At 40.8% G+C, this 23,937-nt stretch carries 23 protein-coding genes, 1 other RNA gene and 1 pseudogene; 9 read left to right on the forward strand and 16 right to left on the reverse strand.

Going from position 1 to position 23,937, the window contains the following annotated elements:
* Window positions 1-9 precede the first annotated feature (9 nt).
* From B0184_RS04930 to mqo, 8 genes are all read right to left on the reverse strand, one after another.
* A complete protein-coding gene (locus B0184_RS04930) occupies window positions 10-576 on the reverse strand; it encodes a restriction endonuclease PLD domain-containing protein (protein ID WP_005707761.1) in 567 nt (188 codons plus the stop codon).
* A gap of 93 nt (window positions 577-669) precedes the next feature.
* Window positions 670-984, reverse strand: a complete 315-nt coding sequence (gene yqfB / locus B0184_RS04935; RefSeq protein WP_005707676.1) for a N(4)-acetylcytidine aminohydrolase — start codon at window positions 982-984, stop codon at window positions 670-672.
* An 8-nt stretch (window positions 985-992) separates the two neighbouring features.
* Window positions 993-1,154, reverse strand: a complete 162-nt coding sequence (locus B0184_RS10860) for a DUF3791 domain-containing protein (protein ID WP_078177621.1) — start codon at window positions 1,152-1,154, stop codon at window positions 993-995.
* A gap of 237 nt (window positions 1,155-1,391) precedes the next feature.
* Entirely contained in the window at window positions 1,392-1,961 is a 570-nt protein-coding gene (locus B0184_RS04945) for an acetate uptake transporter (RefSeq protein ID WP_005707679.1), read from the reverse strand.
* 178 nt (window positions 1,962-2,139) lie between these two features.
* Entirely contained in the window at window positions 2,140-3,180 is a 1,041-nt protein-coding gene (locus tag B0184_RS04950; RefSeq protein ID WP_005707699.1) for an extracellular solute-binding protein, read from the reverse strand.
* A gap of 146 nt (window positions 3,181-3,326) precedes the next feature.
* Complete coding sequence (locus tag B0184_RS10415) at window positions 3,327-3,713, reverse strand: type 2 periplasmic-binding domain-containing protein (RefSeq protein ID WP_115264949.1); 387 nt, start codon at window positions 3,711-3,713, stop codon at window positions 3,327-3,329.
* A gap of 220 nt (window positions 3,714-3,933) precedes the next feature.
* Window positions 3,934-5,835: a bifunctional glutathionylspermidine amidase/synthase gene (gene gss / locus B0184_RS04960; RefSeq protein ID WP_005707714.1), complete on the reverse strand. Its 1,902-nt coding sequence runs from the start codon at window positions 5,833-5,835 to the stop codon at window positions 3,934-3,936.
* Between the two features lie 149 nt (window positions 5,836-5,984).
* Window positions 5,985-7,445 (reverse strand): malate dehydrogenase (quinone), encoded by a 1,461-nt coding sequence (gene mqo / locus B0184_RS04965; protein WP_005707671.1) that lies wholly within the window; start codon window positions 7,443-7,445, stop codon window positions 5,985-5,987.
* A 174-nt stretch (window positions 7,446-7,619) separates the two neighbouring features.
* Between mqo and B0184_RS04970 the strand changes: the two genes are divergently transcribed.
* On the forward strand, window positions 7,620-7,937 hold the full coding sequence (locus B0184_RS04970; RefSeq protein ID WP_005707710.1) for a DUF2322 family protein: 318 nt from the start codon (window positions 7,620-7,622) through the stop codon (window positions 7,935-7,937).
* A 67-nt stretch (window positions 7,938-8,004) separates the two neighbouring features.
* The gene (locus tag B0184_RS04975) at window positions 8,005-8,511 is read left to right on the forward strand and encodes a hypothetical protein (protein WP_005707673.1); all 507 of its coding nucleotides are present in this window, start codon (window positions 8,005-8,007) and stop codon (window positions 8,509-8,511) included.
* Between the two features lie 120 nt (window positions 8,512-8,631).
* Here the strand turns inward: B0184_RS04975 and B0184_RS04980 are convergent, their stop codons facing one another.
* Window positions 8,632-10,167, reverse strand: coding sequence for a YifB family Mg chelatase-like AAA ATPase (locus B0184_RS04980; protein ID WP_005707723.1), 1,536 nt, complete (start codon window positions 10,165-10,167; stop codon window positions 8,632-8,634).
* 223 nt (window positions 10,168-10,390) lie between these two features.
* Here B0184_RS04980 and B0184_RS04985 point away from each other — a divergent pair, with 223 nt between their 5' ends.
* Entirely contained in the window at window positions 10,391-11,038 is a 648-nt protein-coding gene (locus B0184_RS04985) for a bifunctional 4-hydroxy-2-oxoglutarate aldolase/2-dehydro-3-deoxy-phosphogluconate aldolase (RefSeq protein ID WP_005707739.1), read from the forward strand.
* Window positions 11,039-11,117: 79 nt separating this feature from the next.
* Here the strand turns inward: B0184_RS04985 and B0184_RS04990 are convergent, their stop codons facing one another.
* The 4 genes from B0184_RS04990 to thiP all read right to left on the reverse strand — a co-directional run bounded on the left by B0184_RS04990 (window position 11,118) and on the right by thiP (window position 16,188).
* Window positions 11,118-12,374, reverse strand: coding sequence for a paraquat-inducible protein A (locus B0184_RS04990; RefSeq protein ID WP_005707675.1), 1,257 nt, complete (start codon window positions 12,372-12,374; stop codon window positions 11,118-11,120).
* Window positions 12,375-12,437: 63 nt separating this feature from the next.
* On the reverse strand, window positions 12,438-13,862 hold the full coding sequence (locus B0184_RS04995) for a sucrose-specific PTS transporter subunit IIBC (protein ID WP_005707689.1): 1,425 nt from the start codon (window positions 13,860-13,862) through the stop codon (window positions 12,438-12,440).
* A 120-nt stretch (window positions 13,863-13,982) separates the two neighbouring features.
* Window positions 13,983-14,615 (reverse strand): thiamine ABC transporter ATP-binding protein, encoded by a 633-nt coding sequence (thiQ, locus tag B0184_RS05000; RefSeq protein WP_005707754.1) that lies wholly within the window; start codon window positions 14,613-14,615, stop codon window positions 13,983-13,985.
* A 4-nt stretch (window positions 14,616-14,619) separates the two neighbouring features.
* Complete coding sequence (gene thiP, locus B0184_RS05005) at window positions 14,620-16,188, reverse strand: thiamine/thiamine pyrophosphate ABC transporter permease ThiP (RefSeq protein WP_005707722.1); 1,569 nt, start codon at window positions 16,186-16,188, stop codon at window positions 14,620-14,622.
* A gap of 247 nt (window positions 16,189-16,435) precedes the next feature.
* Here thiP and B0184_RS05010 point away from each other — a divergent pair, with 247 nt between their 5' ends.
* The 3 genes from B0184_RS05010 (at window position 16,436) to crr (ending at window position 19,072) form a co-directional block, all read left to right on the forward strand.
* Complete coding sequence (locus B0184_RS05010) at window positions 16,436-16,696, forward strand: HPr family phosphocarrier protein (RefSeq protein ID WP_005707572.1); 261 nt, start codon at window positions 16,436-16,438, stop codon at window positions 16,694-16,696.
* A gap of 74 nt (window positions 16,697-16,770) precedes the next feature.
* Window positions 16,771-18,492: a phosphoenolpyruvate-protein phosphotransferase PtsI gene (gene ptsI, locus B0184_RS05015; RefSeq protein WP_005707746.1), complete on the forward strand. Its 1,722-nt coding sequence runs from the start codon at window positions 16,771-16,773 to the stop codon at window positions 18,490-18,492.
* A 79-nt stretch (window positions 18,493-18,571) separates the two neighbouring features.
* Complete coding sequence (gene crr / locus B0184_RS05020; RefSeq protein WP_005707738.1) at window positions 18,572-19,072, forward strand: PTS glucose transporter subunit IIA; 501 nt, start codon at window positions 18,572-18,574, stop codon at window positions 19,070-19,072.
* Between the two features lie 65 nt (window positions 19,073-19,137).
* Here crr and rpoH read toward each other — a convergent pair whose 3' ends face one another.
* Window positions 19,138-20,097, reverse strand: a complete 960-nt coding sequence (gene rpoH / locus B0184_RS05025) for an RNA polymerase sigma factor RpoH (protein WP_005707695.1) — start codon at window positions 20,095-20,097, stop codon at window positions 19,138-19,140.
* Between the two features lie 80 nt (window positions 20,098-20,177).
* Here rpoH and ssrA point away from each other — a divergent pair.
* Window positions 20,178-20,544, forward strand: a transfer-messenger RNA (tmRNA) gene (gene ssrA / locus B0184_RS05030).
* 273 nt (window positions 20,545-20,817) lie between these two features.
* Window positions 20,818-22,068 carry an integrase arm-type DNA-binding domain-containing protein gene (locus B0184_RS05035; protein WP_078177622.1) on the forward strand — a complete coding sequence of 417 codons (1,251 nt, stop codon included), beginning with the start codon at window positions 20,818-20,820 and terminating at the stop codon, window positions 22,066-22,068.
* Window positions 22,069-22,362: 294 nt separating this feature from the next.
* On the opposite strand, the pseudogene B0184_RS10745 reads toward B0184_RS05035, so the two are convergent.
* Together B0184_RS10745 and B0184_RS05045 are read right to left on the reverse strand one after the other, a co-directional pair.
* Window positions 22,363-22,479, reverse strand: a pseudogene (locus B0184_RS10745) (HD domain-containing protein); the annotation flags it as partial.
* 56 nt (window positions 22,480-22,535) lie between these two features.
* On the reverse strand, window positions 22,536-22,823 hold the full coding sequence (locus tag B0184_RS05045; protein ID WP_078177623.1) for a hypothetical protein: 288 nt from the start codon (window positions 22,821-22,823) through the stop codon (window positions 22,536-22,538).
* Window positions 22,824-22,955: 132 nt separating this feature from the next.
* Between B0184_RS05045 and B0184_RS05050 the strand changes: the two genes are divergently transcribed.
* The gene (locus B0184_RS05050) at window positions 22,956-23,474 is read left to right on the forward strand and encodes a Panacea domain-containing protein (protein WP_078177624.1); all 519 of its coding nucleotides are present in this window, start codon (window positions 22,956-22,958) and stop codon (window positions 23,472-23,474) included.
* The last annotated feature ends 463 nt before the right edge of the window (window positions 23,475-23,937 follow it).

The following is a 23,937-nucleotide window of genomic DNA, read 5'->3' on the forward strand; positions in this document are numbered from 1 at the left end:
TCGCACTAATTATACAGAATATGTAACAGAATTATTTTTCATTAACTCTTCTAATCTATTAATCTTATCTAAACAAGATATATCTGATGAGATATAAGTTTGCTCATAATTAGCTATATAAATAAAACTTTTTAATTGTTCTGGGACATTTTCCAGTATATCTTGTATGATTCCTTTACTTGAGGGATCACTATCGTCCCAAATTACAATATCGCACTCTTGATTCCATTTATCTTTACTCGTTCTATCTGCAAATGCTCCAGCACTTAAATTACTACTACCAATTATTGAAATTAAAGGAAGACCTTGTTTTTTTGCTATAAAAATTTTTGCATGGGAATTTGGCTTAAATTTATAAAAATTAGTTGAACAACTGGAGTTCTGATAATAGTTTTTCAGATTACCACAGAACTGGTTAAATTGTTTATTCCATGTTCCTCTATATAAACCATATATATCTATGTTAACTGTTCGAGTAGAATTAAGTGCACTTATTATCTCTAAACTAGTACTAAATTTATTTTCCTGAAAAAATGCACTACATAAGACATATTTATCAAAATAACTATTGTTCAATGTAGATAAAATAATGTTTCTAAAAAATTCGGTTGTGCATCCTTTCTTAAAAAAATAGCAAATTTATACATTATAATCTCATCGTTACTTATTTTAGTTTACTAACCTAATTTCAATCACCCAAAACTCACTTTCATTGGGATAAATTGTTTTAATCACTTCTTTCAACTCATCCAACCTCATATTCTCCTGCTTGGCATGTTGTTCCGCCAGTTCATCAATGGTAATCGGTGACACACTTAACACTTCAATGGTGCAGAAATATTGATTATCTTCAAACCGCCCAACACGTAAGATATCGCCTGCTTTAAAATGGCTTTCCGATTTATCTCGAATCGTGATAGTTTTACGCCCGGCGAGAATATCGGTTTCGAAGCGTTGGTAGAAGGTGATGTCGTTGGATTGCATAGTTTTCCTTAAAAAGCAGTTGTTTTTTCTTCAATAAATTTATCAATATCCTCAAACGCATTCTGCAATCGCTCAATATGATAAATCTCATACATATCGTAAATAAACTGCGTTAATCCTAATTCTTCCCATTGATTTAGAATTTTATCTGCCGAGCTGCTTGGGTTAATTTGAGGTCAAATAGAAACCACAGCCAAAATCTAACGGTCTTAAATTTGGGAAATTTTAGGTGTTTGAACCGCTACATTACTGCCGTGAGATAAATTCGTTATTGTTTAAATCCCAAAATCACCAAATTTATTAAGCAAAAGATTCTACCAGAAAATCCGTAAAAAATCCTGAAATTCCCACCGCTTGTTGATGAAAAAAGGCTAGTTTTGCAACTAGCCTTTCGTTCATTTTAGGCATTATTTTTTCGGATTGCCTACTGGTAATACTTCACGACCAAAGCTGTCGTTGATGATGTCTGCTGCAGCTAAGTAGAACGCCAATAACGCAGTTAATAAACCGAAGTTACCACCAATGTTGGTTAATGTAGTGTTGTGCGTGAAATCACCAGCTGCTAATAAGTAGAATGTGATAGTTAATGCTGCAAAAATCGCTTGTAATGCACGTGCTTTAGCGAGTGTGCCGATAAACATCATCAGTGTGAATGTTCCCCATGCGATTAAGTACCAACCCACGAAATCGTGGCTCACGCCTTCAGAGAAGAATACTTTGAATAATGCAAATGAAATCCAGAATGCACCATAGCTAGTAAATGCGGTAAAACCAAATGTGTTGCCTTTTGAGAATTCAAAAAGACCCGCCAACATTTGTGCTAAGCCACCAAATGCAAAGCCCATTGCCAGTACTAAGCCAACATTTTCGCCGCCGAAAGTGCCGTTATTGATAAGGCTTAATAACCAAGTTGTTAATGCAAAACCGCATAAACCAAGTGGTGCTGGGTTTGCCGTTAAAGAGTGTTGATTTGACATGAAAGACCTCTATTATGTCGAGTAAAAAACATTGGCTCAAGTTTCCACCTGTGCCAATGTCGGGAAAAACGGCACAATTATTTGTGCCACAAAAATAATGGTTTGCAACCATAGTGTTTAATGTCGAGACGAGTTCAACATGCCCCTACAGCTACATGCTTTATTATTTAACAAGCGGTTATTTTCCGCCTGTTTTTAGCAAGTTCCAGTATTTTTCGTAGATTTCTACAGCTGGACCTACATCCGCTTGTAAAACGCCTTTGTTAATCTCCTCACTTGGTGGGAAAATTAACGGATCACTTGCTAACTCTGGAGAAAGCAATGCTTTAACACCTTCATTTGGCATAGAGAAGCCCATTGTTTCAATTACTTCTTTCGCACTTTCTGGGCGAAGTAAGAAGTCGATAAATTTATGTGCCGCTTCTTTATTTGCTGCACCTTTTGGAATCACATAGTTATCCATCCAAAGCACGGCACCTTCTTTCGGGAAGATAAATTGCAAGTCTGGATTTTCACTTTTCGCACGGTGAGCAGAACCAGACCACTGCATACCTACCGCTACTTCGCCTTGTAAATAAGGCATTTCAGGCGAGTCTGAATTGAACACTAACACATTCGGCACGATCGTTTTTAAACGCTCATAAGCCGCCTTGATTTCTTCTTCATTTCCAGTGTTTGGTGATTTGCCGTCTAACAACAATGCTATATGGAACACTTCACGCGGATCGTTCATTAGTAACAACTTGCCTTTGTATTCATCACGCCATAAATCGCCCCAGCTGCTGATTGTTTTCGGATCAATATCTGCAGCATTCACACCAATCCCTGTTAAGCCATAAACATAAGGAAGAGAGTATTTATTCTCTGGATCAAATGGCTTACCCATTAAATCAGGGGTAATATTTTTTAAATTGGTTAGCTTAGATTTATCTAATTCTGCCAACATTCCTTCTTTCGCCATTTTGCCCACATAGTAGCTTGATGGGAAAACGATGTCATAACCTGTTGAATTTGAAAGTTTTAATTTGGAATACATCTCCTCATTACTTTCAAAAGTGGAATAAATTACTTCAATGCCTGTCTCTTTGGTGAATTGTTCCAATAATGAAGATGGCACGTATTCCGTCCAGTTATACACATAAAGTTTTTCTGCGGCATTCGCCATCACAGAAGAAAACGCCATTGCTGTTATAGCTAATTTTGCGAAAAATTTTTTCAATTTTTTGTCCTCTCAGAAGTAATGTGAGATAAGAAGTAAAGTGAGAAATAAGAAAACGAACTTCGGTTGTTCTATGCTCATCCCCTATGCCTAAAAAGCGTGCAATTATAGCCATATTTCCTCACTTTAGCTAGCCATAGGCACGATTATTTGCCTGTCTTCTCCCACAAAAACTCAATCACCACCTGTGCTTTTCGTGCTTTTGGGCTATGTTGTAAATAATACAAAGAAATGGGCGGATATTGTCGTCCATGTTTTTGCAGAATCGGGACGAAATCGTCTTTGTCTTCAAATGCTTGCATATTTAGCTCGAAAATTCGCTCGATGCTTAAGCCTTGGCGGGGGGAGTCTGCGATTATTTTGGGATCATTGCACAGTAAAAGTGTGTTGATGTTCATTGCCGTATCTTGACTATCAATGTTCAGTACCAATGGTTCAATGCAGTTTGATGAAATAAAGCGGTAGCCAATATTCAATAAAGGCTGGTTGGAATTTATTGCGTTAGGCAAAACGGTGACGAAGACGGTATTCAACGTGCAGTCGATCCAGAATGCTCAGATCATTATAGTTTCCCAGACTTACTTTGAAACTTTACGATGAGTGGCACATAAGCGTGGTTACCTCAGTTAAAAGGGTAAGAAGCGAAGATCTAGGATTTATAATGATAAAAATCCTGTTTTGAAAAACATTATTTCAACGGGATAAACAATTAAGCGGTAAAATTCTCATCAAATCTTACCGCTCTTCTCTTTCCTATTTTTCAAAAAACTCCCTATCCTTCACCACTCTTAACGGCTGCATATCGCTATTGCCCATAATCACGCGGCTTGTATCGGAACGTAAGCAAGTGCCGCCGTAGTGGCCACCGACGGTGAAGGTACAGATTTGCAGATATTGATCTTCCACTTTTGGCAAGCACCAGAGTTGTTGGTAGATATTTTCCTGTTTACCGAATTGACCGCTTGTCGTGTCGAGTGTGGCGTTGTTTTCACCGATGAGAGTTACATTATCGCCACGGCGGCCTGCAATCGGTTTTTGGGCGTAGCCGTTTTGAATTAGGTTCGGCGTGAGTTCAAAACTAGCCTCTAGCAAATAACGGTGATTTGGGAAGAGCGACCAGAGCACAGGCAAAATCGCTTTGTTGCTCGGAATTGCTGTCCAAAGCGGCTCATACACCAACACTTCTGGGCGAAGTAGCACATCAATTAACCGAACTTGATCTTCAGGGTAACCCGTGCGAATTGGCGGGGCAACTTCCATGCCTTTAGCATCTTCGCGGAGCTGTTCAAGCATTGTTTCCCACGCCCACGTTTTCCAGACGGTTTGCACTAAATTGTTTTCATCATCAATCAACTGACCGCGGTTGTCCCAATGCAGTCCTTCCGTGCCGTGAATGATTTTCGCCTTGAACCCTGCTTGCAACAAGGCTTGACGCATAAACATCGCGTGGTAATCTTCTTCATCATCGTGATCTTGCAGAATATGCACAAGTGGACTGGCTTGGCTGTGCTGCCAGCAATCGGCTAAGGCGTTGCGCAAGCCGTCCGCTGGGTTTTCACCTGCAAATCTTCCCGCGTTTCCGACCGCTTGTTTCGCCCAACGGCTCATAATATCGCCTGCTTCGGCGTGGCAAGAAGCGGAATCGGCATTGTATTCATAGACTTTCAGCCCACGTTCGCTCATACAAAAATCCAAACGCCCTGTGATGGTTTGGTATCGACGATTTTGCCAAGAGAGGCGTAAACGTGGCCAGAGCAATTTCGGGATGTTGAAATATTGCAACAGATTATCATCTTTCAGCACTTTATCGGTAGCGTGCAGATACATCAAATGCAGTTCGTTGGTGGCGTGAATTAGCTCTTGTTGGGCACTTTCAGACATCGCAAAATAGCGATATTGGTCGGAATGACTCACTTTGTGCCCGCCCATCGCTTTGATATAAGCAGCATCAAAAGGAGCATTTTCATTGAGCCATTTGCCATCAAATTGTCCGTGATTTTCCATGTGGCGAGCTTGAAGAGAAAGTGCGGTCGATTTTGGGAAAGGTTGTGGCTCGGCAAATTCAGTGTTGTCGGTTTGAATCATCCAGCCGAGAATTTGGGTGTCATTGAACGTGTCGTGCAGAAAATAGCCTTGTTCGGAAACGCTCATCGGCAATTCACGCGTCCATTGCTGACCGCTTGGCAGACGCGAGTGAATCACATTTTGCTCCACAATGCGCACCCGATCTTCCAGCACATCGGTAATAATCGCCACGTGCCCTGTGTGCTTGAACTCGCCCCCTTCCTGCCAAATTAAGAGTGCGCCCGCTTGCGGTTTGCGTTTGCAGCCATTGGCGAACGCCTGCAACGGCAACAAGGCATCATTCACTACTTGGCGAAGAAAACGTAACGAGAAAATCTCATACGCCATTCCCACATCGGCAAACACCATGCCGTGATTGAGATACAAATAACGTCGGGCAAACTCGACGCACTGCCATTTGTAGCCCATATATTCCCGCCCGACATAGCTACGAAATGCCGCATCATTGGGAAACTCCTTTTCATCAGCAGTGTTGTAATCCGACGAATAAATCGCTACGCCACCGGGGGCATAACCGAGTAGGCTACCGAAGGGATCGTGGGTAGTGATGTTAGGGGAACGGTCTGACATAAAAACTCCAAATAATAGAAATGATTGGAGCCAGTATAGATCTTTTGGATGAATGGTGACAGTGGATTTGTTTTAAATCGACTTCTATTTAAAAAATAAAAGCGATAGATTTTGCAAATTGTTTTACAAATTCTACCGCTCACTTAAACTTATACATCAAGCCATTTCGCCGCTTTCTCTCTGATTTCATGAATCAACTCAGGTTTATCCCTAAGTTTTTCGCCATAAGAAGGTACAATCTGTTTCAACTTCACTTGTAATTCGGGATGTTTTTCCACAAAGCATTTTGAGAATACGCTCAACATGGCATCAACTGAAGTAGAAGCACCAGGAGATGCACCAAGTAATGCTGCTACGCTTTTATCTTCGGAGGTAATCACTTCTGTTCCAAAGCAGAGTGAGCCTCTTTCATTAGGTAAATCTTTGATGATCTGCACCCGTTGCCCTGCGACAATCACATCCCAATCTTCGCTTTTTGCTTCTGGGTAGAACTCTCGTAAATCTGCCATTCGTTGCTCTTTGCTCAACATTGCTTGCTTAATCAGATAATTCGTGAGTGGAATATTTTTCATTCCTGCAATCATCATCGTTGCAAAATTATCTGGTTTGAACGAGAGCGGGAAATCAAGTTGTGAGCCTTGTTTGAGATATTTCATTGTAAAACCCGCGAATGGCCCAAATAAAAGCGATTTTTTTCCTTCAATAAAGCGGGTGTCTAAATGCGGCACAGACATTGGTGGTGCACCGATTTTTGCTTTGCCATATACTTTCGCGTAATGTTTTTCCACTACTTCAGGATTACGGCAGACCATAAAAATACCGCTTACAGGGAAACCACCAATATGTTTACCCTCTTTGATGCCTGTTTTTTGCAGTAACGGCAAAGTGCCTCCACCGCAGCCGATAAAGAGGAATTTGCAAGCGTGTTGTAAAATTTGACCGCTTGCGTCTTTTACGGTTAGCGTCCAACCCTCAGCGGTTTTCTGAATATCTTGCACGTGATGGCTCAGCTTTAACTCACAGCCCTGTTTTTGCAGATTTTTGAACAGTTTTCGCGTTAATTCGCCGAAGTTCACGTCTGTTCCGTGTTCAATGAGTGTGGCTGCAAGCGGTTCATTTCCTTGACGATTTTGCATCATCAACGGAATCCATTTCGCTAATGTTTCGCGATTATCAGTAAATTGCATCCCCTCAAACAAAGGATGTTGAGCAAGAGCCTCAAAACGTTTGCGTAAGAAATTCACGTCTTTTTCGCCTTGCACAAAGCTCATATGTGGTAGCTTACGAATAAATTCGGCAGGATTTTCAATATCACCTTTTGCAACCAAATAGGACCACATTTCAAGCGAAAGTTGATATTTTTCGTTGATGTTCAAGGCTTTTGTAATATCAATCGAACTGTCTGCTTTTTCTGCTGTGTAATTTAGTTCACATAATGCGGCATGCCCTGTACCCGCATTGTGCCATTCATTCGAACTTTCTGTTGCCACAGCGTTTTGAGCTTCAAAAATAGTGATACTCTGCTCGGGCAGAATTTCTTTAATCAGCGTGCCAAGCGTGCCGCTCATAATACCTGCACCGATTAAAACAACATCAGATTGGTTTGCCATAATTTCCTTCTTATTTACTCTTTTTTAATCGCTTTATGATTTAATAATAATCGGGAATATTCGGCTTTGCAAACGATTGCGAAAAGATATTTTACTAAATCGTTTTAGCGTTTTGGTTTTAGTTTATAGACTGATATAATCTGCCAATATTATTGTTTTTTGAGGTTATCTATTATGCAGTTTAAAGATTATTTAGCAACTTTTCCTACCATTGAACATCTAGCAGGTTTAGAAGTAAAAAATAGCACGGGTGAAGTTATTCATACTATCCCTGTTATTGCAGGGAAGTTGGGCTCATTAAAACTTTACCATGCACTTTTTGCAAAATTTAATGGAAAATTAACCGCTACTGCTGCACAGCAAGGTTTAGAATGGTTTGCAGAACATGTGGAAGATGCAAAATTGCATCAAGGCAAGCATCCTAATATTGATTTGCTTTTCAAGGTAATTGACCAAGATTTAACGTTTGAGTTGTGTCCAGTTGAGCAATAAAAAATGATAAACAAGAAAAGAAATTAGGTATAAAATAACTTTAATTTCTGTTTTAGGAGTATGTATTATGAAATTATTTAAATTAATCTCTCTTTTAGGTTTTTCTGCATTTATTGCAACGAATACAGTGCAGGCTGTTGAGAAAACGACACCGTCAAAACAGCCCGTTACAAAACAAGCAGAATCACAGAAAAAAGATGTGCGACTTGAAAGATTTAACAAAAGTGTAGGTATTCGTTTTACAGAACGAGGCTTACAGAGCCCAAATAATCAACCTGTGGTGACATTAACTTATTCTATTGAAAATAAAGGAAAAAATGATATTAAATCTGTTCATTGGATTTCCTCTTATCAGGTAAATAATCAAGCTGTTTATTTACGTGATATTCCAATTAATTTTGAGCCATCTTTACCTGCTGGACAGTCAATAAAAGTAACGGTTAATGTTCCTCTAGTTGAATTGCCACAACAAGCACAACAATTCTTTACCAGTAAAAATACAAATATTATTTCGGTTAATGGTGCAAAAAATGTAACCTTTACAAATGGAAAAAGAATTGTTGTAGCAAAATAATATAAAAGTATATTAGCGATGAAAGAATAAAAAATGTTAATAGCACCCCAAAGGTTTGGCTAAATAGCCAACTGATTAAGGTGCATATTTTTTAGTCGTTACCTAGTATAGTCTTAAGTATTAAACGACCTCTCCATGCAACCGTTGTAACAATCTATCCATTGCCCGATACCCTAAGGCCTCCGCTAAATGCACTTGTTTAATCTGCTCTTCGCCTGCTAAATCGGCAATGGTTCGGGAAACTTTTAAAATGCGGTGGTAAGCCCGCACCGATAAGCCTAATTTCGTTAGAGCACTTTCTAAAAATAACGCATCTTGTGGGGATAATGCACAATCTCGCTCGATCTCACGCGTATTGAGCTGAGCATTGATTTTGCCTGCACGTTTGAACTGGATTTCCCTTGCCTTTAACACACGTTCCCGCACTTGAGCAGTAGTTTCACCTCGATTTTCATTACCACTTTGTAGTGCGCCCTGTGGTAAAAGTGGCACTTCAATGGAGAGATCAAAACGGTCTAAAAATGGTCCTGACAAGCGGTTCAAATAACGGATGACCTGTTGTGGTGAAGTTCGGTTATGCGTGCCTTGATAATGTCCTGTCGGGCTTGGATTCATCGCAGCAATCAGCTGAAAACGAGCGGGAAATTGCACCTTTGCATTGGCACGAGAAATAATGATTTCACCGGACTCCAACGGCTGGCGTAACGCATCTAACACTTTACGCTCAAACTCTGGAAGCTCATCCAAGAATAAAACGCCATTATGGGCGAGTGAAATCTCTCCAGGTTTTGGGATTGATCCCCCACCAACTAACGCCACCATTGAAGCACTGTGGTGTGGAGCACGAAATGGGCGATCTTTCCAATTAGTAAAATTCAGTTCATTTTGGACAAGGCTTGTAATGGATGCCGTTTCAATTGCTTCTTCATCCGACATTTCTGGCAAGAGATCTGCCAAACGGCTGGCAAGCATCGTTTTGCCCGTGCCTGGTGGTCCAAGAAAAAGCAGATTGTGCTGTCCTGCGGCGGAAATGGTTAAAGCGCGTTTGGCGTGTTGTTGTCCGATAATATCGGTCAAATCCCGCTTTACAAGCGGTGTATTTTCTTCATTATTTTGCGGAATTTCTTGTGCGATAGGGAGTGTATCTCGGCGGTTAAGGAAATTGACCACTTGCAACAAAGAATGGGCAAAATGCGTTTTAGCATTTGAAACAAGCGAAGCTTCATTTGCATTCTGCTTGGCTAAAATCATCTGGCGTTTTGCTTTCTCTGCGGAAATCACTGCGGGAATTGCCCCTTGCACACCTCGTAAAGAGCCTGTCAGAGCTAACTCACCTAAAAATTCAAAGCGTTTAAGTAAGTCTGAATCAATCTGCCCTGATGCAGCAAGAATACCAATGGCAATCGGCAAATCGAAACGCCCTCCCTCTTTCGGTAAATCAGCAGGTGCAAGGTTGATGGTAATGCGTTGAGGCGGATAGAAAAAATTGGCGTTAATTAAGGCACTTCGCACGCGATCTGCTGCTTCTTTCACAGTGGTTTCAGGTAAGCCGACGATGGTCATTTTCGGGTTGCCGTTGCTAATATGCACTTCAATCGTGACTAAAGGGGCTTCCACGCCAATGGAAGCACGGCTATAAACTATTGCTAAAGACATAATCTCTCCATTTCTAATCGCGACAGCATAAAAAGGGAGGGCGAGATCGCCAAGCAGAAATGTTAAGATTTTCGAGCGAGATCACAAAAATAGTTGCTTGTAACTAGCCTAAGTAACATATTCAATTTAAATTGTAATATTATGATTCATTGTTCGAAAAATAAGCGTTAAAATCATTATTATGTAAAAAGGTGGCATTCTATTTGGTTAGGAGGGAAACAATATGCCGTGGATTTTATCTCCAAAAGAGATTTTTAGTGCATCACCTGTTGTGCCTGTGATGGTGATTAAGCAGATTGAAGATGCGGTGCCAATGGCTCAAGCATTACTTGAGGGCGGAATTCGTGTGTTTGAAATTACGCTTCGTACCGATGCGGCATTAGAAGCGATTAAGCGAATCAGCAAGGCTTTCCCTGAAGCGATTGTAGGAGCCGGTACGGTTATCAATACCGAACAGTATGATGCGGTGGTTGAAGTGGGAGCTAAATTTGCCATCTCGCCTGGGGCAACAGAAAAACTGTTGGCGTATGCGGAAAAGGGCAAAATAGCCCTCATTCCTGGAACGGCAACGCCATCGGATATGATGAAAGCACTAGAGTTAGGCTACGATCATCTGAAGTTTTTTCCGGCGGAAGTCAATGGCGGAGCAGCTGCATTGAAAGCGATTTCAGCACCGTTACCACAGCTGAGATTTTGTCCGACAGGTGGCATTTCTGAAAAGAACATCGCTCATTATTTAGCCTTAGATTGCGTGGCTACCGTTGGCGGATCTTGGATGTTACCGAATGATGCACTTGTTGCAAAAGATTGGGCAAAAATAACCGCTTTAACAAAACAAGCGGCAGATTTGGCAACAAGAAAAGCAAGATAATCATAAAAGGCTAAACTTTTTAGGTTAGCTCAATTTTGGTTTAGCCTTTTGTATTTTATAAGAAAAACCTGACCGCTTGTTAAGCCTTGGTTTCTTCTTTTTCTTTCTCATATTGGTAATGAATCCGCCATAACATTCGGGCATCTAAATTACTAGATGCAATCATAGTCAGAAAAACGGCTGAGCCGAAGAAGAAAGCGGCATCACCAACTGAGAAACTCAAAATATTTCCTCGTTCCAATAGCGACATCATTAATGCCAATACAAACAGGTCGAGCATTGACCAACGCCCGACAAAGTGAACGTAATGGAGCAATTTCATTTGAAGATGAATGGAATGTTTCCATTTGTAATGAATAGCTAACAGTAAGTAAAACAAAATCGCCACTTTGCTAAATGGCACAGCGATACTTGCAATAAAGACAATTGCCGCAACTGCATAACTACCCATTTTCATAAAGGTAATCACGCCCGACATTAACGTATCGGCAGACACCGAGCCAGCAAGCCCTGTGGCTGAAATCGGCAGCAGGTTGGCAGGAATCATCATAATCGCGCCTGCAATTAGTGCTGCCCAAACACGTTGTAATTTGATTTTATCCGGCACATCTAAATTACTTTCACAACGGGGGCAGCGATGGCGACCTTTTAAATCGATAATGTTCTCATCAAATGTAAAATCACACACTGGGCATAGCGAAGGCGGATGTGGATAGTCCGATGCAAGCGGTCGATATTCTGGATAAAAATACGCCCACGCTTGTTTGAGATTGATTTTACTAAATAACAAGGTAATGAGTAGCGTTGCAAGCACAAAAGCAGAAAGATGGATGCTAAACTCAATGCTGGCGTAGTCCTTGATTTTAAATGCGGCTACGGCAAGTGCTACAAAATAGACATCAAACATTACCCACTCTTGGATTTTGCCGAGAAAAATCAGCGTATAACGAGGGCGCTGTCCGATTAAATGCTGGGCTGTGATGGTCAAAATCAGCAATACAAAGGCGATCGGGGCGACAACCGAACAGAGCAAAATCATAAATGCGGTGTAAGCGTAGCCTTCTACTGCCATTTTCCAAACACCGCCCCAAATGGTTGCGTGCACAGGCATACCGAGCAAGTCGATACTCATTAGCGGAAGTGTGAGTGCAAAAGGGAGCAAAATCAGCACCGCAAGCGCAATAACGGCACAGCGGTGTAAATTCCACGCATTGCCTTTTTCGAGCGTGTGATGGCAATTCGGGCAGTTTGCAATATGGTTATAGAGCCGATGTGGAATTTTCACCAAAGTTTCACATTCAGCACATCGTTCAAGGGTTAATTTCTGTATTTTCATTCCGTTATTATAAAACAAAACGCCCCAAACATTTGCTTAGGGCGTGAAATTATTGCTTAAAGATTAAGCTTTTTTCGCTTGTACACGTTTACCTAAAATCACAGATAAACCAAATGCAACCACGAATGAAATTACCATACCGATTGAGTACATTGCAAGGCTATCTGGTTTGATTGAAGCGACACCTAAGAAGCCCGCTGCACCTAACGCAATCGCTTTCACGTTGAACGCTGCGATAAAGGCACTTGCTAAGCCAGAGCCAATCATCGCAGAGATGAATGCGTGGCGGTAACGTAAGTTCACACCGAACATTGCAGGCTCTGTGATACCTAATAAGGCTGAAACGCCTGATGGAATCGCTAAACCGCGTACTTTCGCATCTTTCATGGTGAAAGCCACCCCTAAACACGCCGCACCTTGTGCGATGTTAGACATTGCCGCGATTGGGAAGATGAACGTACCGCCAGTGTGCACGATGTCCGCTAATAATTGGGTTTCTACCGCAATAAAGGTTTGGTGCATACCTGTGATAACAATTGGTGCGTAGAAGGTACCGAAGATTGCCCCACCGAATACGCCTAAGTTATCGTATAACCAAGTCAATCCTGCAGAAATTAAGCTACCTGCTTCACGGCCGAATGGACCGATAACGGTAAATGCCAAGAAACCCGCGATGAACAATGAGAACATCGGGGTGACAAGGTTATCTAGGTAAGAAGGGACAAACTTGCGGAAGCCTTTTTCAAGGGTTGCTAATACCCAAGCTGAAATGATTGTTGGGATTACCGTGCCTTGATAGCCCACTTTTTCGATTTCTAAACCCAGTACGTTCCAATATTTGATGTTGCCTTCCATTAAGGTTTTCGCATAGTTCCAACCATCAGCTAATGCAGGATGAACTAAAAGCATACCAAGTGCCGCCCCTAAGAATGGATTACCGCCAAATTTACGGGTCGCTGAGAAACCGAGTAATACAGGTAAGAAGACGAATGGTGCATTTGCGATGGTGTTGATGAAATCCACTAAGTCCGATATTTCAGGATATTTGGTAACAACTGAATGCCCTTCCCAGAAGAAGCCGACCGAGGTTAGCATTGAGTGGATACCCATCAGCAAACCGCCTGCCACGATTGCAGGAATGATTGGCACGAAAATATCTGCTAAACCTTTCACCAAACGTTGTAATAATGGTTGGTTTGCCGCGCCTGCTGCAGCTACTTCGGAAGTAGACATATCGCCAATGCCCATTTGTTTTTGCATTTCCGCGTGGACTTTGTTTACCGTGCCAGAGCCAAAAATAATTTGGTATTGACCGCTGGTAGAAAATTGACCTTTCACGCCCTCGATATTTTCGATAGCTTCTTTATCAACTTTAGACTCATCGGCAAGCGTTAAACGCAAGCGAGTTGCACAGTGTGCGAGAGTGGTAATATTCTCTTTACCACCCAATTTTGCGATGGTTTGTTCCGCAATTTTAGGGAAGTTCATAACGACCTCTTTTCATGAAAAATAAAACGTGGCTATTCTAACTAAAACGGTTTAGCTAAAAAAGAAAAAAGTGTTGTAAATGTGATTTAGTTCACAAATTTTGCAAGAAATCTGGAAAATTTAACCGCTTACAATGCGTCCATTTTCTACACAGAGGATGCGATCAAACAACGTCCTGCTCTCTTCGATTTGATGGGTGACCATCAACAGCGTTAAATTCCGCTCTTGGCAAAGTTTGGCAACCAGTTGCTGAAGCTCTTCTCGGCGTTTGAGATCGAGTGCGGAGAAAGGTTCGTCCAGCAACAAAATCGGTTTATCGCGTAGCAGCGTGCGAGCCAGTGCAACCCGCTGTTTTTGCCCGCCTGAAAGCTGATCGGCTCGACGTGCTAAAAATTCGGCAATCCCCATTTTATTTGCAATCTCCGCCACTTGTGCTTTTTGTCCTGCGTTCAGTTTTAAGCTCGAGACTAATGCCAAGCCGATATTTTGCTCCACCGTTAAATGCGGAAAAAGGTTGTTATCTTGGAATAACATCGAAACAGGACGGCTTGCCACCTCCGTTTGAGTGTGATTGCAATTATTCAGCCAAATTTCACCGCTTGTCGGCAAATCAAAGCCTGCGATGAGGTTAAGCAGTGTGCTTTTGCCTGCCCCGCTTTCGCCAATAATTGCCACACGCTCGCCTTTTTGAACGGACAGCGTGAACTGCATCGGCATTTGTTTGTAATTAAAAGTGATATTAAGGTTTATCATATTTTTATTCTTTTTTTGAAAACAAAAACGGCAATAGTGCAAATAACATCAGTATCAAGGCGGTTACGGAGGCATCTTCAGTGCGGTAGCTGCCAAGTTGCTGGTAGAGTAAATATGGAAGTGTGCTGAAATCTGGGCTGCCGAAAAAAGCAATTACCGCAAAGCTACCAAGGCTTGAAGACATTGCAAGAATAAAAGCATTTGCAAGCGGTCGAATGAGGTAATACTTTTCCGCAATCCACCAACGTTGAAAGCCCGATAGCCCGAGGCTTTGAGCAAGTTTATCTTGAGCGTTAAAAATTTCCCACATGGCAGAGAAAATAGCTGGGTAAACAAACGGAATCAGGATAATACCGTTCATTACTCCAACCAAAATGAGCAGTTGAGCAGTAGAGAGTGTGATGTTCATCAGCAATAAAAATAATCCAACTGCGAGTAAAAACACGGGCAAGATCAGTGGATAAGTGGAAATACTACTTAACATCGCATGTAGAAAACGCTGTTTGCGATAAAGTAATTGGCGGGCTTCAAGGGCGATAAGGTAAGTCGTCCCAATGGCAGTGATGGACGCAATGAGGCTAATCAGTAATGAAAAGAGTGTCGCTTCCCAAAGTTCTGCTTTTGCAAGGCGTTGCCAAAACTCTGAAACAGAAATACCCGTCCAAACGACACTGATAAGCGGTAGTAAAATCAACAAAGTTTGCAAAATCAGAATGCTGAGTAATCTAAGTTTACGGCTACCTACTAAACGTGGCTTCCACAGTTCAACGTTGGTGGTTTGGTTGCTTTGCTTTAAAGCACGTTGTGAGAAAAAAAATAGCAAACCTTGCAGCACAATGCCGACCGCTAATTGCAACATTATCAGCATCACGGCTTTAGCAAAATCAAACTCAAAACTCACCGCTTGATAAATCGCTACTTCTAGCGTGCTATATTTAGGCCCTCCGCCAAGCATTAAGACGATAGGGAAACTAGTAAAGCAGATCATAAAAATCGTTAGAAACACATAGGGCAGAATGCGTTTAAACATAGGAAATTCAACAATACGGAAATAATTCCAACCCGAAAGGTTAAGTTGTGCTGAAAGTTGGTATTGGCTAGACGGAATGAGGGCAAGTGCTTCCACACAATATTTCGTTACAAGCGGAATGTTGAGTAAACCGTGCGCAATAAGAATGCCTTGTAAGCCGTAAATATTGGAGTGCCAATCAATACCAATCCACTTCATTACTTGTGCGATCCAACCTGAATTGCCCCAAATACCAATCACGGCAAAAATAATCACAAGTGAAGGGAGTGACCAAACAAAAAGAATGCTTTTATAAAGCCAGGTTTTGCCTTTAAATTCTAGGTAGAAAAAGGCTTTGGCAAGCAATATACCGAGAATGGTAGAAATACTGGCAGAAAGCACCGCTTGTAGAAGGCTATATTTGAGGATAGGCAAGGTTTCTGTCAGCGAAAAGAGCGTGTCTTCTTGGCGGTTATCCATCAATGCCCATAAACTAAAGGCGTAAAGCAATACAATGGTTGCGTAAAGTAGCCAAGCGGTGATTTTGGTAAGGTTATTGAACATTGAAATACACTTTTTAAATAAACAGCAAAATTCTATCACTTTTCAACCGCTTGTTGGCTGAAAATTAGCCTTATTTTGTAATATAAATGTCAAAAAATCGTTAAATTAGCTGAATCACTATACAAATTTCGCGGAAAAATGTGAACTCTATCACGTTTTTTTATTTTTTATCGTGAATTTATATTCATTTTATAGTAAAGTGCAGGCAGTTTAAAACTTATATTCTTTACGTAGAGAGGAAAATATTATGGCGTATTCTAAAGACGTTGTTATTACAGCTCCAAGTGGTTTACACACTCGCCCAGCAGCTGAATTTGTGAAAGCAGCAAAAGGTTTCGTTTCAGACATTACTGTCACTTCAAGCGGTAAATCTGCAAGTGCCAAAAGCTTATTTAAACTTCAAACTTTAGGTTTAACGCAAGGCACGAACATTACGATTACCGCAGAAGGCGAAGATGAGCAAAAAGCGGTGGATTTCTTAGTCGATTTAATCCCAACTTTAGAATAATCCTACCTTTATTGTTCCTATGGCAAGTTTCGGCTTGCCATTGTTTTTACACTACTTTTTAAAAGGATAACATTATGATTTCAGGTATTTCAGCCTCTCCTGGTATTGTTTTTGGTAAGGCATTAGTTTTAAAAGAAGAGCCGATTATTCTTAACACTCACAAGATCACCTCAGATCAGGTTGATGCTGAAGTCGCGAAATTCTTTGATGGTCGTGCAAAAGCCGCAGCACAATTAACCGCGATTCACGAGAAAGCCTTACGCACATTAGGCGAAGAGAAAGCGGCGATCTTTGAAGGGCATTTAATGCTTTTAGAAGATGAAGAGTTAGAAGAAGAGATCGTAGGCTATATTAACGATAATTTATCAACAGCAGATGTAGCGGCAAGCAAAGTAATCGATCAGCAAGTTGCAGTACTTTCAGAAATTGATGATGAGTATTTAAAAGAGCGTGCAGGCGATATGCGTGATATTGGTAACCGTTTATTACGCAATATTTTAGGAATGCATATTGTAGATTTAGGTGATATCCAAGAAGAAGCAATTCTTGTGGCTTACGATTTAACACCATCTGAAACGGCTCAATTAAACCTTGAAAAAGTATTAGGTTTTGTGACTGATATTGGTGGTCGTACCTCTCATACCTCAATTATGGCTCGTTCATTAGAATTGCCTGCAATCGTAGGAATAAATGATATCACAGCTCGCGTAAACACAGGTGATTTACTAATCTTAGATGCGGAAAATAACCAAATCCATATCAACCCGTCTGAAGCGCAAATCAATGAATTCAAAACAACACAAGCTCGTATTGCTACAGAAAAAGCAGAATTAGCGAAATTAAAAGATTTACCAGCAGAAACTTTAGATGGCCATCGCGTTGAAGTTGCTGGTAATATCGGTACTATCCGTGATGTGGATGGCGTATTACGTAATGGTGGGGAGTCTGTTGGCTTATACCGTACCGAATTTCTTTTTATGGATCGTAGCGAATTACCAGATGAAGAAGAGCAGTTCCAAGCTTATAAAGAGATCGTGGAAGCAATGGGTGGTAAACAAGTTGTCCTTCGTACCATGGATATCGGAGGTGATAAAGAGTTACCATACTTAGATTTACCAAAAGAGATGAACCCATTCTTGGGCTGGCGTGCTGTGCGTATTGGTTTAACACGTCGCGAAATTTTAGATACTCAATTACGTGCGGTATTACGTGCTTCGGCATTCGGTAAATTAGCAGTAATGTTCCCGATGATTATCTCAGTTGAAGAAATCCGCGAATTAAAATCTATCGTGGCAACTTTAAAAGAACAGCTTCGTTCAGAAGGCAAAGCATTTGATGAGAACTTACAATTAGGCGTGATGGTAGAAACGCCATCAGCTGCAGTAAATGCGCGTCACCTTGCGAAGGAAGTCGATTTCTTTAGTATCGGTACCAACGACTTAACTCAATATACTTTAGCAGTAGACCGCGGTAACGAAATCATTGCGCACTTATACAACCCATTAACCCCATCTGTGTTGAACTTAATCAAACAAGTGATTGACGCTTCACATGCTGAAGGTAAATGGACGGGGATGTGTGGTGAATTAGCGGGTGATGTACGTGCAACTGCATTATTGCTTGGTATGGGCTTAGATGAGTTCAGTATGAGTGGTATTTCTGTACCGCACGTGAAAAAATTGGCTCGTTCAATCAACTATGCAGATGCAAAAGCATTAGCAGATGAAGCATTAGCTCAACCAACTGCTGCAGACATCGAGCGTTTAGTAAACGATTTCTACGCAAAATTAAGCTAGTTTTAATTAAAAAGCATACAAAAACGAAATTCTCGTATAAAATATATGAAAGTTTTGTTTTATATAACGGAGATCCCCTATGAGTTTTTTAAGTAAATTATTTGGTTCTAAACAAAAAGAAGCAAAAGAAATTCAAATCATCGCCCCACTTTCTGGTGAAATCGTGAACATCGAAGATGTGCCAGATGTGGTTTTCTCTGAGAAAATCGTAGGTGATGGCGTAGCAATCCGCCCAGCAGGCGATACTATCGTGGCACCAGTAAACGGTACTATCGGTAAAATTTTCGAAACTAACCACGCGTTCTCAATTGAATCTGAAGATGGTGTTGAGTTATTTGTTCACTTTGGTATCGATACCGTTGAATTAAAAGGTGAAGGTTTCACTCGTATCGCGGAAGAAGGTCAAACCGTTAAAGTGGGTGAGCCAATTATCAAATTTGACTTAGCGACTTTAGAAGCGAAAGCAAAATCTGTATTAACCCCTGTTGTGATTTCTAATATGGATGAAATTGCGAACCTTGAAAAACGTTCAGGTTCTGTAGTTGAAGGTGAAACAGTTGTTTTAACCTTAACAAAATAATCATTAAAAATGCCCGCTTGTAGCGGGCTTTTTTTATGTTTTCGCTTAATGCTTACACTTCCAAACTAAATCGCATCTTTGATTTTCTTCAAAGCTGCATTTTCTAACTGACGCACACGCTCTGCTGAAATACCATATTTCGCGGCTAAATCGTGTAGTGTAAGCTTATTCTCATCTAACCAACGAGTTTTGATAATATCTTGGCTGCGTTCATCTAGCGTAGATAGTGCGTAGACTAATTTCGCGGTCGCCTCACCTGTATATTCGGCATTTTCTAAATCATCAGCAAAGTTTGAACTATTGTCTTCCAAATACATTGAAGGCGTGTAAGCCTCGTCATCATCTTCACCAACAGGTAGATCAAAACCGAGATCTTGCCCAGTCATTCGGGATTCCATCTCACGTACTTCATCTTCTGATACCCCAAGATCTGCGGCGACTTTTTTGATTTCTTCTTCATTAAACCACGCCAAGCGGTTTTTATTTTTACGTAAATTGAAAAAGAGTTTACGCTGTGCTTTGGTCGTCGCTACTTTCACAATACGCCAGTTTTTCAACACATATTCGTGAATTTCTGCTTTAACCCAGTGCACAGCAAAAGAAACCAAGCGTACGCCTACATTTGGATCGAAGCGTTTTACCGCTTTCATTAAGCCAATATTGCCCTCTTGGATCAAATCTGCTAAAGGCAAGCCATAACCCAAATAGCCACGAGCGATATGAATCACAAAGCGCATATGCGATAAAATCAGCTGCTTTGCCGCTTCAACATCTTCATCATAATAATAACGCTCCGCCAGCTCCTTTTCTTGTTCGGCAGATAAAATCGGATATTGATTTGCCATACGGATGTAGCTATCCAAATTGCCTGTTGTGACAGGCATTCCTCCCGAAAGCAAGGCTGGATGCATTGCTTCGGTTTTATCCCCACTTTCAGCGGCTAATTCTGCCTCATCAATCTCTTCCGGCTCAACAGCTTCAGGTTCAATTACTTCAGCGTCTTCAATATCGTCAAATTTCTTCATCTTCTTCCTTGTAATTTGCGTTGTTTTGCAAAAAAGTTTACAGATCATACCGCTTTCTGCTAAAATTACCAAACTTTTTGGGGGCTGATTCTGGATTCGACGGGATTAGCAAAGTCCAAGGTGCACGTCGAGGTGCGGTAGGCCTCGTAAACAAACCGCAAAAAAATAGTCGCAAACGACGAACAATTCGCTTTAGCAGCTTAATAACCTGCCTTAAAGCCTTATCGCCTCAGCTTCCGCTCGTAAGACGAGGAGTTCGATAAGTCACCCAAAACGAGATCGTGTGGACGCCACCGTTTGAGGATCAAAACACTAAATTAAATCAAACTAGCTTATTTCTTGCGTGTCTGTCCGCTGGAGGTAAGTGAAATTAAAGACGAGACTAAACGTGTAGTACTGAAGATGGAGTAATTTCGGACGGGGGTTCAAATCCCCCCAGCTCCACCAAATCGGATACCTAAGCGGTTCAAAATGAACCTATAAAGCCTTGAGCCACAACGGTTTGAGGCTTTTTTGTTGTCCTAAGCGTACCTATTAGAACCTATCGAATCCTTGAGTTTTAGTAACACAGATAGTAACATAACTTTTGTAGAGCAAATTTCCGTGTTACTAAAAATAGTGTTATGCCTTGCGTTGCAACGCTTCCAGAGGTTTATTTACTTAGTAACACGGTTATTTTTTTTAGTAACACAATCATTTTGTTAGTAACACGGGGGAGTTATGGCACGAATCACGCCATCATTGACCGCTACACAGATAGAAAAAGCCAAATCAAAATCTGATGTTTACACGCTCACAGACGGGCAGGGGCTTTTTTTGCGAATTTTCCCAAATGGACGTAAAACTTGGTTGTTTAACTATTACCGACCAATTACAAAGAAGAGAAATAATTTATCTTTTGGCGATTATCCATCGGTAAGTTTGCAAGATGCAAGAATTAAGCGGGCTGAATGCCGTGAGTTATTGGCAAAAGGCATTGATCCGCAAGACCACCGAGAACAACAGCAACAGGCACAACAAGCGGAACTGTTGAGCACTTACGAGGCGGTGGCGTGGGCGTGGTTTGAGTATCGCAAAAGTAAACGTAACTTTTCAGAGGGCTATCAGAAAGATGTTGAAAGCCTAATAAGAAGAAACCTCTTGCCACATTTTGGACACTTGCCAATTTCACAGATTACTGCACCGATGGCGTTAAAAGCGTTCAAGCAATATCAAGATGATGGAAAACTAGAGAAGTTAAAGCGGACGATTCAAAAGCATAATGAGATAATGACTTACGCATTACATCGTGAACTAATCCCGTTCAATCCTACCGCCAACATTTCAAAAGAGTTTGATAGTCCAACCGTAGAACACTTTAAAACAATTAAGCCAGAAGATTTAGGCGAATTTATCTACACGCTGAACAATGCTCAAATTCATTTACAGACCCGCTATTTAATTCTATGGCAATTACTGACAATGACCCGTCCAAATGAGGCAGCTACCGCCAAATATGAAGATATTGATGAGCGTTCGAGAATATGGACGGTTTATATTCAGAAAGGCATTAAACAAGATGAGCGGGGGCGTGAACATAAAATTACCCTATCACGGCAAGCGATGGCATTATTGCGAGAGATTAAGAAATTGAGTGGCGGTAAGGTTTATTTATTCCCTAGCGTGAAGAACCCACAAACGCACGTAAACACACAGACAGCGAACGGGGCGATAAAACGTATGGGCTACAAAGGAAAGCTAGTAGCACACGGTTTGCGTAGCATTGCAAGCACCTATCTGAATGAGCAAGGTTTTAATAGCGATCTGATTGAGGTTGCTTTATCGCATATGAATAGTGACCGCATCAAAGCAGCTTACGATAGGGGCGAACGCTTAGAGCAGCGTTTTAAATTGTTGCAAGCGTGGGGCGATTTTATTGAGCAATGTTCACAAGGGGCGTTGCCTAAATATCATCTACAGCTTGCCGCATAAATCCCCCACTTTCTAATTCAGAGCCTAGTTTTTACTAGGCTTTTTTCTTATATTTTCCTTATTCCCAAAACTCAACGAAACTTTTTGAAAATTAGTCACTTTAGTCACTTATTTTGGAAAGAAAGATAGATATACCAACGGTTCAGAGGCAAGTGACTGACAAGTGACTAAAGTGATTAAGGGGGTAAAATAAGTGACTAAATCAAAGTAGAACGAGGAATGGAACAGTGCTTTTAACGTGTATATCGCTATCTTGCAGGCAATAAAAAAGCAACCTTTACGGTTGCTTTGAATTTAACTCTCTAAAAATGCTTTTGCTTTAATATACTTCTCTTTTCTCGCCAAATCTTTATTAGTAATAACTGGCAGCCTTGTTAAGTCCATGTTATGCGTTAAATCTGCGATTTTAATTACTTTCTCATAAATCTAATTGCATCACTTTCATTTTGCCACCAGTGAATGAATTTTTATCTCGCAACACGCTCCAAGTGTGCAATTTGTTCTTCAACAGTCAAATCATAATTATCTGTAACACGTCGATAATATTCAATCGCATAAGGATTGGTTCGCAAATCGTTAATCATTCTTGCGACTTCTTCTTTTGATAAGGTTGAGTTTTCAATTTCTTTTAAATTCCGTTCAGATTCCTCAAATTGCTTACGAGTATCTTCCTGCCAAGTTCTCAAGTCAGAGTATCCTTCCAATTCCGCAAGTTCTTTTTGTCTTTCAATAGGTAAATCAAGAACACTTGCCATTTTACTAAACCTCTAGTAATTCAATTTACTTCACTATTTTAGCGTATTCGTGCCTCTAATATGAAAAGGATTTTAGCGGGGGAGGGTAAAAAGTTCAAAGACCTAAGCACACCATAGAGGGCGAATAAGACAATGTTCAAGATGATTTTTGATGATGAAAAGGCTTTAGAAACCTTACTTTACATTGCTAATCGTTGCGAAATTAAGGATATATATCACGTATTAAAAATATTATTCTTTGCTGACTGTAAACACCTTGAGCGGAACGGAAGATTTATCACGGGTGATTACTATATCGCAATGAAAAATGGTCCAGTAGCGGGTAATGCTTATAACTTTTTGAAAGTAGCACAGGGCGAAAATGTTTACATTCCTGAAAGTATGATTTGTAAAATCAAACAGGCGTTCACGGTAAACGGCTACAGCGTTCAACCGCTAAGAAATGCTGATACTGATTATTTGAGTGTAAGCGATATGAAATGTCTTGATGAATCTATTAGCGAAAATAGCACGCTTACATTTAAAGAGCTCAACGATAAATCACACGGGGCGTTATGGCGTGGGGCGGGACTGAATGATGAAATCACGTTTGACGATTTTGTCGCCCATAGCCAAAACAGCGAGCAGTTACGGGCGTATTTAAATGGTTAGCTTATCAAATGCCTTTCCTGCTGAATTGATTACCCCAAGTTCACCCCAAGTTCACCCCAAGCAATCACAGCAAAAGTGCGAACGCAGTTATTAAACAATCAATAAAACTAGGTGTACACCATTGGTGCATACCCCTAATCACTATCCAGATTCCAGATGATAGAACGGTAAGGTTACGGTAACCCTTTGAACGGTCCTTTTACGGTCCGTATTACCCAAAAAGGGAAATCTAGTTTACCTGAAAAGGGTAATTATCGGGAAAAATCCAATAAATCTACAATCCTTGCCGATTAGTAAAACTTCAGAAAACTTCAGTTTTCAACCTGTTACTAAGTTTTGAGCCACTTTTAATCTCCCGAAAAATCGGGAGATTTCAATCAGCACAAAATTGTGCGGATTAAAAACAACTACTATTCTTATCTATTTTAACCCCCCAAAAAATGGGGAGATTGAATCAGCACAA

The organism is Haemophilus paraphrohaemolyticus (genome assembly GCF_002015045.1).
GTDB classification, from domain to species: Bacteria; Pseudomonadota; Gammaproteobacteria; order Enterobacterales; family Pasteurellaceae; genus Haemophilus_A; species Haemophilus_A paraphrohaemolyticus.

What these genes read in the sequence shown, in the direction of transcription:
- yqfB (WP_005707676.1), bottom strand. Translation starts at nt 984, where the DNA reads ATGCAATCCAACGACATCACCTTCTACCAACGCTTCGAAACCGATATT.
- B0184_RS04945 (WP_005707679.1), bottom strand. Translation starts at nt 1,961, where the DNA reads ATGTCAAATCAACACTCTTTAACGGCAAACCCAGCACCACTTGGTTTA.
- gss (WP_005707714.1), bottom strand. Translation starts at nt 5,835, where the DNA reads ATGTCAGACCGTTCCCCTAACATCACTACCCACGATCCCTTCGGTAGC.
- mqo (WP_005707671.1), bottom strand. Translation starts at nt 7,445, where the DNA reads ATGGCAAACCAATCTGATGTTGTTTTAATCGGTGCAGGTATTATGAGC.
- B0184_RS04970 (WP_005707710.1), top strand. Translation starts at nt 7,620, where the DNA reads ATGCAGTTTAAAGATTATTTAGCAACTTTTCCTACCATTGAACATCTA.
- B0184_RS04975 (WP_005707673.1), top strand. Translation starts at nt 8,005, where the DNA reads ATGAAATTATTTAAATTAATCTCTCTTTTAGGTTTTTCTGCATTTATT.
- B0184_RS04980 (WP_005707723.1), bottom strand. Translation starts at nt 10,167, where the DNA reads ATGTCTTTAGCAATAGTTTATAGCCGTGCTTCCATTGGCGTGGAAGCC.
- B0184_RS04985 (WP_005707739.1), top strand. Translation starts at nt 10,391, where the DNA reads ATGCCGTGGATTTTATCTCCAAAAGAGATTTTTAGTGCATCACCTGTT.
- B0184_RS04990 (WP_005707675.1), bottom strand. Translation starts at nt 12,374, where the DNA reads ATGAAAATACAGAAATTAACCCTTGAACGATGTGCTGAATGTGAAACT.
- B0184_RS04995 (WP_005707689.1), bottom strand. Translation starts at nt 13,862, where the DNA reads ATGAACTTCCCTAAAATTGCGGAACAAACCATCGCAAAATTGGGTGGT.
- thiQ (WP_005707754.1), bottom strand. Translation starts at nt 14,615, where the DNA reads ATGATAAACCTTAATATCACTTTTAATTACAAACAAATGCCGATGCAG.
- thiP (WP_005707722.1), bottom strand. Translation starts at nt 16,188, where the DNA reads ATGTTCAATAACCTTACCAAAATCACCGCTTGGCTACTTTACGCAACC.
- B0184_RS05010 (WP_005707572.1), top strand. Translation starts at nt 16,436, where the DNA reads ATGGCGTATTCTAAAGACGTTGTTATTACAGCTCCAAGTGGTTTACAC.
- ptsI (WP_005707746.1), top strand. Translation starts at nt 16,771, where the DNA reads ATGATTTCAGGTATTTCAGCCTCTCCTGGTATTGTTTTTGGTAAGGCA.
- crr (WP_005707738.1), top strand. Translation starts at nt 18,572, where the DNA reads ATGAGTTTTTTAAGTAAATTATTTGGTTCTAAACAAAAAGAAGCAAAA.
- rpoH (WP_005707695.1), bottom strand. Translation starts at nt 20,097, where the DNA reads ATGAAGAAATTTGACGATATTGAAGACGCTGAAGTAATTGAACCTGAA.
- B0184_RS05035 (WP_078177622.1), top strand. Translation starts at nt 20,818, where the DNA reads ATGGCACGAATCACGCCATCATTGACCGCTACACAGATAGAAAAAGCC.
- B0184_RS05045 (WP_078177623.1), bottom strand. Translation starts at nt 22,823, where the DNA reads ATGGCAAGTGTTCTTGATTTACCTATTGAAAGACAAAAAGAACTTGCG.
- B0184_RS05050 (WP_078177624.1), top strand. Translation starts at nt 22,956, where the DNA reads ATGTTCAAGATGATTTTTGATGATGAAAAGGCTTTAGAAACCTTACTT.